Annotated in this window: 10 protein-coding genes; all 10 read right to left on the reverse strand. The window is 41.6% G+C overall.

Annotation, left to right across the window (positions count from 1 at the left end):
• Nucleotides 1-273 precede the first annotated feature (273 nt).
• The 10 genes from ACIQXP_RS23955 to ACIQXP_RS24000 all read right to left on the reverse strand — a co-directional run bounded on the left by ACIQXP_RS23955 (nucleotide 274) and on the right by ACIQXP_RS24000 (nucleotide 12,306).
• Complete coding sequence (locus tag ACIQXP_RS23955; protein WP_387508337.1) at nucleotides 274-1,050, reverse strand: phosphatase PAP2 family protein; 777 nt, start codon at nucleotides 1,048-1,050, stop codon at nucleotides 274-276.
• Nucleotides 1,051-1,064: 14 nt separating this feature from the next.
• Nucleotides 1,065-1,679, reverse strand: a complete 615-nt coding sequence (locus tag ACIQXP_RS23960) for an HD domain-containing protein (protein ID WP_387508339.1) — start codon at nucleotides 1,677-1,679, stop codon at nucleotides 1,065-1,067.
• Nucleotides 1,676-1,972 carry a hypothetical protein gene (locus tag ACIQXP_RS23965; RefSeq protein WP_387508341.1) on the reverse strand — a complete coding sequence of 99 codons (297 nt, stop codon included), beginning with the start codon at nucleotides 1,970-1,972 and terminating at the stop codon, nucleotides 1,676-1,678. Before ACIQXP_RS23965 ends, ACIQXP_RS23960 begins: the two co-directional genes overlap by 4 nt.
• Nucleotides 1,965-2,144 carry a hypothetical protein gene (locus tag ACIQXP_RS23970; protein ID WP_387508343.1) on the reverse strand — a complete coding sequence of 60 codons (180 nt, stop codon included), beginning with the start codon at nucleotides 2,142-2,144 and terminating at the stop codon, nucleotides 1,965-1,967. Before ACIQXP_RS23970 ends, ACIQXP_RS23965 begins: the two co-directional genes overlap by 8 nt.
• A gap of 5 nt (nucleotides 2,145-2,149) precedes the next feature.
• The gene (locus ACIQXP_RS23975; RefSeq protein ID WP_387508345.1) at nucleotides 2,150-2,827 is read right to left on the reverse strand and encodes a DUF1345 domain-containing protein; all 678 of its coding nucleotides are present in this window, start codon (nucleotides 2,825-2,827) and stop codon (nucleotides 2,150-2,152) included.
• Nucleotides 2,828-2,966: 139 nt separating this feature from the next.
• Nucleotides 2,967-5,066, reverse strand: a complete 2,100-nt coding sequence (locus ACIQXP_RS23980; protein WP_387508347.1) for a heavy metal translocating P-type ATPase — start codon at nucleotides 5,064-5,066, stop codon at nucleotides 2,967-2,969.
• Between the two features lie 90 nt (nucleotides 5,067-5,156).
• Nucleotides 5,157-6,392 carry an efflux RND transporter periplasmic adaptor subunit gene (locus ACIQXP_RS23985; protein WP_387508349.1) on the reverse strand — a complete coding sequence of 412 codons (1,236 nt, stop codon included), beginning with the start codon at nucleotides 6,390-6,392 and terminating at the stop codon, nucleotides 5,157-5,159.
• Nucleotides 6,393-6,400: 8 nt separating this feature from the next.
• The gene (locus tag ACIQXP_RS23990) at nucleotides 6,401-10,786 is read right to left on the reverse strand and encodes a CusA/CzcA family heavy metal efflux RND transporter (protein ID WP_387508351.1); all 4,386 of its coding nucleotides are present in this window, start codon (nucleotides 10,784-10,786) and stop codon (nucleotides 6,401-6,403) included.
• 96 nt (nucleotides 10,787-10,882) lie between these two features.
• On the reverse strand, nucleotides 10,883-11,200 hold the full coding sequence (locus ACIQXP_RS23995) for a DUF6660 family protein (protein ID WP_387508385.1): 318 nt from the start codon (nucleotides 11,198-11,200) through the stop codon (nucleotides 10,883-10,885).
• A 242-nt stretch (nucleotides 11,201-11,442) separates the two neighbouring features.
• Nucleotides 11,443-12,306, reverse strand: a complete 864-nt coding sequence (locus ACIQXP_RS24000; protein ID WP_387508352.1) for a mechanosensitive ion channel family protein — start codon at nucleotides 12,304-12,306, stop codon at nucleotides 11,443-11,445.
• Nucleotides 12,307-12,356: the final 50 nt, after the last annotated feature.

The following is a 12,356-nucleotide window of genomic DNA, read 5'->3' on the forward strand; positions in this document are numbered from 1 at the left end:
TTGGCTATATCCTTTATAATGTTTTTATATCCTGATAAAGAAGACTGATGGTCAACAAAACGCCCCGGCATTGCCAGGGCGTTTTGTGTTAAAAATAAATTTATTTGTGGGCTATCCTACCTGAAATAAAGATTAACAACCAGAAAAATATCGTAATTAATGCAATTGAAACAATCAAAATAATATTTTGAAACTTCTTTTTTTTTGAGGCTCTTGCATCAACCTGTTTCGTTTTCGGCTTTACCCTTTTTGGATTTCGTCTGTACATATAAACTAAAAATTTCCAATTAAAGAAGCACCAACCATCCCATGATTATAGCTGGGTAATGCCATTGCATTCTTTGTTCCCTTTTTCCAAAATAGTTGCTTAACTGCCGGATAGATCAAGTAGGCCAAACGTGTTGAAAGAAAACCTACCCCCGCACCAGTCACCACATCGCTCAGCCAATGTTTATTGTTATACATCCGAAGATAACCAACAGCAACTGCTGAAGCGTAGGCGCCAATTGGGTAAGCTATAGATCTTCGGCCGTATTCCAGACTCATAAATTCAGCTGAGGCGAAGGCTTCAGCAGTATGTCCTGAGGGAAAAGCGTTACTGCTGCCATCCGGACGCGGCACTTTGGTGATGCGCTTGATAGACTGGGTAGTAATATTCAGGATCAGATTGGATAGCAGATATACTCCGGCCTGGTCACCGAATCGATTTCTTCCTTCTATTCCTGCAGCACCCATAATTAGGGTTACTCCACCTGGTGCAAACTGAAGGTAGTCATCTACCCTAAATTTTGGATGTGGATGTTCAAGCGCAAATTCCTGACGGGCAGCGATATCTACATCAGTTAAACCATGGTTTCCAAGTTTTATAGCACCGTAAGCAATGGAAGCTGAAGTGGCTACAATTTCTGTTGTCCTCATTTTGATCCTGAAAGATTCTGGATCTCTCATTCCGATATCTGTAAGACTATCTGCAGGTCGCTGTGCTTTGGTATTTATGGCAAGACCTGTAGATAAGAAAATTAAAAAAAATATAAAAAGTGAATTCTTCATTTATAAATTATTGTTTATGTCCTGCCGGCGATTTTCGATTCCACTAAGGCAATATTTTCGATTTTCCCTTCGGTTAAACGCTCGATGCAATATGGTGTGTAAAACCGATGGTTCTTTAAAAGTTTTAATGTGTTTTCGTTCCAGTCGCCTGAAGGCATGGCATTTCGAAGCTGAAATTCCTGCCTGACCATATCATCTGTCAATCTAAAGGAAGCTGTACCCAGATTGAAGGTATCAGCATCACAAAGGATCATTTCGAGCGTGCCGGTAGGTTCAGTAGTCAACCGTGTTGCGAGGATACACTGTTTGACTGATTCTATAAATGGTTGCGATATTTTCTGTTCCTGAAAGAAAACAGACATCAGCTCAACGCTTCGCACCTCGTGTGATGCTGGTGGTACAAGCAACTGGCCAGTATCATGAAACCATGCAGCAACATAGAGTATAAATTTTTCCTCCTGGCTCAGACAGTAATCTGCTGCAATTTCCATCGCACGTTTTACTACTAACTCTGTGTGTTGCAGATCATGATAAACCAGTTCCGGTGTCCAATATAGCGCAAATAACATTTCCACATGTTCTGCCACTTTTTTACAAAGCTTCTGGTAAACAAGATTTTTATTCCTCATACCTCACTCCTTTCTATGAGATTTAAATTACCTTCGATTTTGAAAGTAGTTCGCTCTTTATCCTTGTTCCAGTGAGAAATAATGAAATGTTTCACCTTCAAAAATGTTGCAATCGCTAAAAGTATCATGAGCAGATAAAAGAATATCATCACCGGAAGTGATAATCGTGGTTTTATTTTTTTTTTCTTCTTAGCGGGGCCATTGTTTTTTGGAAAAGATCTCTTTTCAATGATTTTTGGTTTTTGCATAAGATTTTTATTGTGATTAATAATTTCAGCAACGTCTTTAGCCATTCAGGTTAATGAACCATTGCTGTGCCTTTTTGATCGCTATGATAGTGACGAGCTTCTCTCCCAGACTCTCCCTTCCTTCTAAGGTCATGGCAATTTCCAGCGCTTTGGCCTTGATTTTTTGATCGAGTCCCTGTGTCTGCTCGATAGCGTCTATAATTCTTTTATCATCCATATACTTTATTTTTGTACCATACCCGAGAGCACGTTTATAGTGAGGGCGATAATAATAGCATTGAAGGCAAATGAAAGCACACCGTGGGCCCATGCAAGTGTTCTAATTCGGCTTGAGGTAACCGCGACATCTGACACTTGAAATGTCATTCCGACAACAAACGAGAAATAAACGAAGTCCATGTAACCAGGTTCTTTGGTACCCGGAAAATCCAGTCCCTCAGGTTTTTCAACCCGGTGTTTGGTCTCATGGTCAACATCGCAATAATAATAATGCGCATATCGAAGTGTGAATACGGTATGCATCATCCACCACGAGCCAGCTACACACAGTAGTGGAATGATTATGCTTCCGACCATGTTCTGATTATGCTTGCCTGCATTTTCCTGCAAGAGAATCACAATGGCGAAGAGACTCGAGAATGCTGCTGCGAGCATAAACAGAAAGACCAGACTCCGGTTTGAATCTTGTGCGTGGGCCTCGTGTTTAACATCTTTCGGATGCGAGGTAAGAATGGTCATCCAAGATAGTGCAATGTTGACTGCTGAGTACGTGAGCCAAGTAAACATGAGACGGATCGGGAAGTCCGCAGAAAAAATCCCGGAAATTCCAAATGCGATTGCCGCTGAAACTAACGAGATATATAATTTATAATGGGAGTCAAGCTGACTAAATTTCATCATATAATATTGATTTTTAGTTATTTAAAAATAAATTAGCTTCAAAATAAACGCAATAGCATTCCCTCCACGTCATAAACATGTTCTCATTAATAGGGAAACAGAATCCTGTTCCCCTATGTCCTACGATCTATAATGTGGGTTATTTTTTCTCTTTTACTTTGCCGATATTGGGATATTTATTCTGATAAGCCAACAGGCGAAGGGCATTGAATACTACTATAAGAGTTGATCCTTCGTGTGCAACCACAGCTGGGCCGATAGAGGTCACCCCCGCTATGGTAAGTGGAATTAAAACGGCTACAACGCCCAAGGATATCCACAGATTCTGTTTGATAATAGCTCTTGATTTACGGCTAAGGCCTATAGCAAAAGGAAGACTTTCAAGTTTATCCCCCATCAGGGCGATATCAGCTGTTTCAAGCGCTACATCAGAACCTGCTGCTCCCATTGCAATGCCGACAGTACTTTTGGCCATTGCAGGCGCATCGTTGACACCATCGCCGACCATTGCAACCATTTTCTCAGATTTTGCAAGCTTCTGCACAGCTTCGACTTTGTCTTCAGGCATCAGGTTGCCCCAGACATCAGTCACGCCGATCTGCTTGGCAACTGCATCTGCAACACGTTGATTATCGCCAGTGAGCATGATCATTTTTTTGATACCAATTTCCGCCAATGCGTTAAGTGCATGTTTTGCTTCCTTGCGGGGGATATCCATAAGGGATAAAATTCCGACAAAATCATCACCGATTTTAACAAACATGGAGGTGTGGCCTTCTTTTTCAAGGGATTCAACCTTATCAAGAACTACCCGACCTATCTTATCATCCTTAAATAAAGCACGATTACCGATTTGAACTTTCTTACTTCCGACTTCAGCCTCGACACCTTTTCCCGTTACACCCTTGACATTTTTCGCTTCTGGAAATTTAATTCCTTTGGATCTTTCCTGGATTCCTTTGACAATAGCCTGCGCCAGAGGGTGGTCACTACGCTTTTCAACCGCGCCGACAATCTTTAGAAATTCCTCCTCCGGAAAATCATTTAACGGGATAACATTGGTTAATTGAGGCTTGCCTTCAGTCAGCGTTCCGGTTTTATCGAAAGCTATTGCGTTTAATTCACCAAGGTCTTCCAAAGGCTTTCCACCTTTTATCAATACACCACCCCTTGCTGCCCTGGCTACACCACTCAGCACTGCACTAGGGGTAGAGATCGCCAGCGCACATGGGCTGGCTGCTACCAGCACCGACATGGCACGGTAAAAACTTTTTGAAAAAGGCTCATCAATAACTAAAAACGCAAAACATAATAAAGTCACAAGGATTAAAACAGTCGGAACGAAAAATTTCTGGAAACGATCTGTAAAAAGCTGTGTGGGTGATTTTTGTTTTTCCGCCTCATTAACCATTTTTATTAACCTTGATATTGTCGAATCACTTGCCTCCCTGATTACTCTTACTTCAAGAACCGAAGTGCCGTTTATAGTCCCAGCGAAAACACGATGTTCAGCTTTAATCTTTACTTCTTTCGAATAATCCTTTTCAGGGTCGTCTATTGGAACTTTTTCAACCGGTACACTTTCACCAGTGATCGGCGCCTGATTTACAGATCCCTGCCCTTTTACAACCACCCCATCTGCAGGTATTTTGCTGTTGGGCTTGATGATAATTACGTCTCTTAGTTCCAGTTCTTCAATGGGAACGGTAGATTCTTTCCCATTCCGAATGACAAGTGCTTCGGGAGGAGCTAGATCAGTCAGGGCTTCAATAGATTTTCTTGCCTTGCCCATTGCATAATGTTCAAGGGCGTGCCCTAAACTAAATAAAGCCAATAAAAGCGCCCCTTCTGCCCAGGAACCTAAAATTGCTGCACCAATTGCCGCAACAAGCATTAGAAAGTCAATCTCAAAACCTCCTTTGGCGATAGTTTCAATAGCCTCTTTTGCAGTAAAAAAGCCACCAAAGAAATAGGCAAGAATATAGCACACTAGGCTAATCCAGTCTGGCAGACCATTTACAAAAGTTAAACCGTAACCCGTTCCTAATGATACTCCGCAAAGAATCGCAAAAATCATTTCGGTATTCGGGCCAAAGATACCTCCATGTTCGTGGTCTTCGCTTTCTGCTTTTCTACCTCCGGTTTTATTACTGGAGCTCACTTTTTTTCCACCCGGGACAGTTTTAGCTTTACTGTGATTTTGGTGGTCGTGGTCATGTTCCTTTTTTTTCTTATCCATAGCTTTTGATGTTTTCTTGTAAAGAAGGTGTCCCCCTAACCGGGACACCCTGGTTTCAATCTGTGTGAAATGCCCTAAGGCATAACAAGATTATTCTTCTTCACTATTTTTCATTTTTGAAAGCAAGTCATATGTTCCTTTAAGTACCACTTTTCCTGTAAAATCGCGGCCTGCAGGAACATTCACTTCAAGGTAACCTCCGTCGGTAATTCCTGTACTTACTTCAACCATTTCGAAATGATAAGACGGGCCGCTATTTTCAGCTCCCTGAGCATCTTCCTTAACAGGCTTAACGGCTTTCCCTTTTGAATCCGCATCATTGTTAACGAAAATATACTTTTTCCCTTCGAAGTCCACTACAGCGGCCGCAGGTAGGGTCATCACTTTTACAGCGCCAGTTTCGATAAAAGCCTTAAGATAAGTTCCAGGTATAAAACCATTGCTTCCTTGTGCAATGGCGTGGACAGTCACGGTTTTATCAGCAGTGATCTCTCCACCCACTAGCTGCACAACTGCTGTCCGCTGTGTTGAGTCATTGGTTAATGAAAAGACAACTTTTTGGCCTTTTTTTACCAGTTGTGCGTCTTTTTCAAAAACATTTAATTCGACATGCAGATTTGAGCTGTTTACGATTTCAAACATCACATCATTCGGTGCAACAAACTTTCCTGTATTCACATTCACCTTGGTAACATAACCACTGATAGGGGAATAGATGTTGATCTGACTTCTGATATTTCCCTCATTAAGAGATGATGGGCTAATATTTATCAGTTGCAGGCGCTGCTTGAGCGCACTCACCCGGGCAAGATTTGACTGGTACGCTGCTTTTGCCTGCTGGAGTGTTTTTTGCGCATTAACGTTTTGTTGTGCGAGGGTTTGCTGACGTTTGTATTCAGCATCTGAAAGTTCGAGCTGGCTTTTGCTTTCCAGGTAATCCTGTTGCATCTGCACATATTCCTGATTCTGCAAAATCGCGATAACCTGGCCTTTGCTCACCTTGCTCCCCTGAAGAAGTGGGGTCGATTTTACGATACCGCCCATTTGCGTGGTAATACTTACCAGATTCTGTGGTGGCACATCGATGAAACCATTTACTTTGAGCATTCCACTTAGTGCCCGAAGTTCTGGGCTGCCGAGGGATACGCCGATTGCTTTGTATTGTGATGAGCTAACTTCAACGGAATTACTTTCCTCTGTTTGGGTACTATCGGCTGCTTCCTCTGTCGAAGCAGCATCTTTTTCTTTATTGCCGCAAGAAGAAAGTAAGATAGCCACAACGGCTACATAAGACAATCGGCTAAGGGCTTTCATTATTTTTTTCATTTGATCTATTATTGACCTTCTAGGTACTGTAATGTGAATACTGATTGATTGTATTGATTAATTGCCGCCAGGTAATTGAAGCGGATATCGGAATAGGTGCGAATCGCCTGGAGATATTCTACATAGCCAATCTCTCCAGCCTGAAAGGCAATTTGGGCTTGCTTTAAGATTAGGTTCGCGTTTGGCAAAGCACTATTTTTATAATAGGCTGTACTCCTGGAGTTCTTTAGCATATCCTGATAGGCTTGTGCATAGCGACCTCTCAGATCGGTTTGCGAGAGTAGGAAATCGCTTTCAGCAACCTGCTTTTCAATTTTAGCCGCTTTGATCCTCGAAGCGAATGGCTTAAAGAACAGGGGAATTGAAATTCCAGCTGAAATTCCTTGAAAACGCTTGCCCCCGCCATAATAGATATCCTGCCCATCAACATTCTGTAGGCCAATCAGCGACTGGTTGAAGTATCCCACACTAAAATCGGGCCCTGAACGCGCACGCTCTACCCTGATGGCCTTATCAGCAATTTCAATTTGCTGGCGCTGTAACAATAGGATCGGGTTTTCAGCAGTAACGGAGTCACCTTGCGCCCCAGTCCAGACAATTTGTTTGAATTCGTCCTGGATAATACTGATGTCTTCTTTTGTATTCAGCAAACGCTTCAGTTCTGCCGTGTAAGCCAGTATATCCGCCTGATTTTTACTCATCTGGTTGCGAACTTCATTATACTGGGTTTCGGCTGTTGTTTTTTCAAGCAAATTAGTTTCTCCGGCATTATATCGCAAGGATGCTGCCTTCAAAAAATTACTGTAAACGCTATCCTGACTTAGATAAAGTTTTTCAAGGGCTCTGAAATAGGCCAGCTGGGTATAAACCGTCTTCACCTGATATGTCAGTTCTTTTTGGGTAACCGTTAAGCCCAACTCTGCACTTTTAATCTGCGCATCGTACAGGTTACGCTGACTCTTGAAAAGTCCCGGATAAGGGATGCTTTGAGTGGCAGAAAAATTGTTATCTCTCTTTATGGTATTGATCTGACCATACTGAACATCCACACTGGTTTTTCCAAGGTCTGTTGAGCTCCCCCGGAGGGCCTGTTGTTTCCCTATCTGGAGTGTGGAAGATTTGACGGCCTGGTTATTTCCAATTGCCCTGGAAACAGCCTGCTCCATGTTCATAGGCTGCGTTGGTCCGGTTTGTGCCATGGCGGGACTTGAAAATGAGAATAAACCAATCAAAGCTACAATCGCCAGGATTGCTGGTGGAAGCGTGGTTGTTTTCTTTTTGCTTTTAAAGCCTTCGAAATAAGTATATAGCACTGGTAAAACAATTAATGTTAAAATCGTTGAAGTAATCAATCCGCCGATAACTACTGTTGCGAGCGGCTTTTGGACCTCGGCTCCTGCGGCACTGGAAACGGCCATGGGAAGGAATCCGAGTGATGCTACCATCGCGGTCATTAACACTGGCCGTAAACGTATCGAAGTACCCTCCAGCACAATTTCTCGGATAGAATACTTGTCCATTTTTTTGAGCCTATTAAATTCGGTAATCAGTACGATACCGTTTAGTACAGCCACACCAAACAGGGCAATGAAACCTACACCTGCAGAAATGCTGAATGGCATACCCCGAACCAGTAGCCCAAGAATACCACCAATCGCGGCCATTGGAATGGCCGAGAAAATCAGCACCGACTGTTTTACCGATCCAAATGAGAAATATAGCAACAAAAGGATTAAAAGCAACGCTATCGGAACAGCTACAGATAATCGTGCTGTTGCCTCTTTCAGGTTTTCAAATTGCCCTCCATAGGTAATATAGTAACCCGCTGGCAATTTTATGGTTTTGTTAATTTTGCTTTCGATCTCAGTAACTACACTCTGGATATCACGACCACGAACATTTAAGCCAACGATAATTCTTCTTTTGGTATCTTCCCTTTGAATCTGGTTAGGACCGATCTTAAATTCGATTTCGGCTAACTGGTCCAAAGGAATCTGATTTCCGCTAGGCGCGGTGACGTAAACGTTTTTAACATCGTCTATTCCTTTTCGGTTAGCCAGGGACAAGCGAACGGTAATATCGTAACGCTGTTCGCCTTCGTAAACAAGGCCTGCTGACTGACCGGCAAATGCAGTATTTAAAGCCTGGTTTACCGTTTCGACACTTAATCCATATTGGGCTACGCGATCGCGGTTAATTTTCACCACAATTTGTGGAAGGCCTGTAGCCTGTTCCAGATATAAATCTTTCGCACCCTGAACACTGGAGACGATTTTACCTATTTTTTGAGAAAGATCAGTAAGCGTTTGCAGATCATCTCCGAAGATCTTAATACCGATATCCTGCCTCACACCGGAAATAAGCTCGTTCGAACGAAGTTGGATAGGTTGTGAAAAGCCGAAACTTACCCCTGGTACTTCTTCAAGGGCTTTACTCATCTTTTCAGCAAGATCTTCCCTATCATGAGTTGTCGTCCATTCTTTTTTGTCCTTTAAAACGATTGTCAAATCGCAAGCCTCCATTGGCATTGGATCTGTAGGAATTTCTGCGGCTCCAACTTTACCGATTACCTCTTTTACTTCAGGAAACTTATCTACTAAGATTTTTGAAGCCAGGTTAACTTTATCAATGGTTTGGGAAAGCGAGCTTCCAGTTAGTAACCTTGTCTCTACAGCAAAATCCCCTTCCTCAAGGGTAGGAATAAATTCACCGCCCATCCTTGTAAACACAAATATGCTAATTGCTAAAAGTCCAACAGATATGATCACAACTGCCTTTCTCCAGTTTAAAGCACCCTTAATCAATGGCAGATACTTTCGGTGTAAAAAGTCCATCATCCGGTCTGAGAAATTCTTCTTATGGACAATCTTTTTGCTAAGTAGCAATGCCGACACCATTGGTACGTAAGTCATAGAAAGCAGAAAGGCACCCAGAATAGCAAAGGAAACGGTTTGAGCCATAGGACCAAACATTTTTCCCTCAATGCCTACAAGCGCAAGAATAGGCAGATAAACAATCAGGATAATAATTTCACCAAAAGCCGCCGCCGAACGAATCTTTACTGCTGATTCATATACTTCCTCATCCATTTCTGCTTGGGTAAGTTTCCCTTCTCTGCGCATACCAAGATGGTGCATAGTAGCTTCAACAATAATCACCGCACCATCGACAATCAATCCAAAGTCAATTGCTCCCAGACTCATCAAGTTTCCTGACACACCAAAAAGGTTCATCATGGCAATTGCAAAAAGCATTGCCAATGGAATTACAGAGGCAACAACGAGTCCCGCTCGGAAGTTTCCAAGGAATAGCACGAGAACAAAAATAACGATCAAAGCACCTTCAATCAGATTTTTCGCTACAGTACCCATCGCACGGTCTACCAACGCACTTCTGTCCAAGAATGCCTCTATGGTAACACCTTGAGGCAAGGTTTTATTGATTCGGGCAATTTTGGCTTTAACCTGTTTCACCACATTATTGGCGTTTGCGCCTTTAAGCATCATCACAATACCACCTACTGCTTCACCTTCACCCTGCTTAGTTGCGCGAGTTAATGCACCATAGCGGATCGAATTTCCGATTTGAACTGTGGCAATGTCATGAATTAGTACAGGAATGCCATTAGCATTATTTTTAACTACGATTTTGTTGATATCATCTATGTTACCAACTAAGCCTTCGCTCCTAATAAAATAAGCATTTGGCTTTTTATCTATATAAGCACCACCTGTATTCTGGTTATTTTTCTCTAATGCAGAAAATACATCACTGATACTTAGGTTTAAACTTCTCAATTTATCAGGATCGAGTGCAATTTCATATTGCTTAAGCAGTCCGCCAAAACTGTTCACCTCGGCTATACCTGGTGTACCTAGAAGTTGCCTTCTAACGATCCAGTCCTGGATGCTTCGAAGTTCACGGGCATTAAATTTATCTTCAAAGCCAGGCTTGGCATGAACAACATATTGATAAATCTCCCCGAGGCCGGTTGAAATCGGCGAGATTTCAGGGTTTCCTAAACCTTGTGGAATATTATTTTTGGCTTCTGAGAGTTTTTCGTTAACCTGTTGGCGGGCCCAGTATATATCTACATCATCATGGAAAACAATGGTAACTACTGAAAGACCAAACCTGGAAATTGAACGTATTTGCTCAATTTCCGGAATAGTTGCCATGGTCTGCTCAACGGGAAATGAAATAAGCCTTTCTACTTCCTGAGTAGCAAGGGATGGGCTAAGTGTGATGACCTGAACCTGATTATTGGTAATATCTGGAACGGCATCTATTGGTAATTTTTTAAGGGAATATATTCCCCATGCAATCAGCCCCAAAGTGAACAAAGCAATAACGAGCTTGTTCTTTATGGAGAACTGAATAATCTTTTGAAGCATTATTCTTTTAATTAAGTTAAAAACAAAAAAATAACGATGCAAAACACTGTCACCCCAATCTAATTAGGGCACAATATGGCATCGAAAAAATCTGAATTAACTAAGTTTTGGCGGCTGCCAAACCGATAATGGTAAAGAAATTACTTGAGCGGGCTCGAGAACCTGATAATCTGTGGTAATCTGAAGCAACACTTGCGCTACTGAAATGGGATTGGGAATTTCACTCATCACATTACAGCAAGAACATATGCAGAACGGAGAGCAAAAATCCTGCACTTCCCTTGAAGGATGAGATAAATCTTTAGAGATAGATACAGTCGCCTGTTGCATTCTGCTGATCGCGAATACATCACTACAAGGCACAAAGCTTAGTAGCGAAATTAATAGGCCGAAAAACAAACTCGTGTATTTCACTGTATTTTTTTTCCAAAAATAAACAAAATTTTTAACAAACAAATATCTTGATAAAAGATTAGCTAATTAACCGTCTGAAAATTGTCATATAATGCTAGTATTCGTCCTTTATCAATCACTCCTCACTGGTGAATACCAAAATAAGTAAACTAATCTCGGAGTTGAACTTGAATGAAGTGTATTAGAATAATCTAAACCGCCTGTAGCTTCAAGCATTGCAACAGGCGGCTTAGTAAAAGTGTCTAATGGGATTTCTTTCCTATGGCATAGACATCTGTTTGGGCAAAAGGGATTTCTATTCCACCCGCATCGAGTGCGTTCTTACAATCGATAATCAATTGCTCGTTCATTGTCCAAAAGTTTTCATTGCCTGTTGTTGCCCGGACTGATAAGTTTATAGTATTTGTTCCCAAGGTTGTTACTACAACTTCTGGACTCGGATCTTTATAAGCTAACTCATTTTTGGCTATAGTATTTAATAAGATATCTTTTGCTTTATTTAAGTCTGTATTATAGGAAACCCCTATATCAAACCAGGTCCTTCTTGTTCCAAGCTCCGTAAAATTGGTAATGCTACTATTTGACAATATTCCGTTGGGAACCACAAGCAATTGGTTTTGCGGGGTACGCAGTTTAGTATTGAATATATCAATCAGCATCACAGTTCCAGAGACACCAGAGCTGGCAGAGATATAATCTCCAATTTTGAATGGCCTCAGGGTCAGAATAAGTACACCTCCAGCAAAGTTTGATAGCGAACCTTGCAGTGCGAGCCCAATAGCAAGTCCTGCAGCTCCGATCATGGCAATAAACGCAGAAGTTTGAACGCCAAGTTGGGTAATAACAATAATGAATAGCAGGATTTTTAAAGACCAGTCAGTTAGGTTGCTTAGAAACCTTCGCAGTGAAATATCAACGTTTTGTTTTTCGAACACTCTCGAAATGATTTTATTAATGATTTTGATCATCCATAAGCCAAAAAGTAGAATGATAACAGCAGAAATTATCGCAGTAGCAATGCGGGGCGCATAATCTATTGCCTTTGCAGACAATTTGCTCCAATTGCTTTCAATGTTTGTTAAATTTAAATTTAGGGGATTCGGCATTGTCAATTGTGATTTTGGAACATAATGTTTTTAATACTGTTGTCTTCGAT

The sequence above is a fragment of the Pedobacter suwonensis genome (assembly GCF_044762335.1).
Taxonomy (GTDB): Bacteria; Bacteroidota; Bacteroidia; order Sphingobacteriales; family Sphingobacteriaceae; genus Pedobacter.

Coding starts and splice junctions, on each gene's coding strand:
- ACIQXP_RS23975 (WP_387508345.1), bottom strand. CDS start 2,827: ATGATGAAATTTAGTCAGCTTGACTCCCATTATAAATTATATATCTCG.
- ACIQXP_RS23960 (WP_387508339.1), bottom strand. CDS start 1,679: ATGAGGAATAAAAATCTTGTTTACCAGAAGCTTTGTAAAAAAGTGGCA.
- ACIQXP_RS23980 (WP_387508347.1), bottom strand. CDS start 5,066: ATGGATAAGAAAAAAAAGGAACATGACCACGACCACCAAAATCACAGT.
- ACIQXP_RS23985 (WP_387508349.1), bottom strand. CDS start 6,392: ATGAAAAAAATAATGAAAGCCCTTAGCCGATTGTCTTATGTAGCCGTT.
- ACIQXP_RS23965 (WP_387508341.1), bottom strand. CDS start 1,972: ATGGCTAAAGACGTTGCTGAAATTATTAATCACAATAAAAATCTTATG.
- ACIQXP_RS23990 (WP_387508351.1), bottom strand. CDS start 10,786: ATGCTTCAAAAGATTATTCAGTTCTCCATAAAGAACAAGCTCGTTATT.
- ACIQXP_RS23970 (WP_387508343.1), bottom strand. CDS start 2,144: ATGGATGATAAAAGAATTATAGACGCTATCGAGCAGACACAGGGACTC.
- ACIQXP_RS24000 (WP_387508352.1), bottom strand. CDS start 12,306: ATGCCGAATCCCCTAAATTTAAATTTAACAAACATTGAAAGCAATTGG.
- ACIQXP_RS23955 (WP_387508337.1), bottom strand. CDS start 1,050: ATGAAGAATTCACTTTTTATATTTTTTTTAATTTTCTTATCTACAGGT.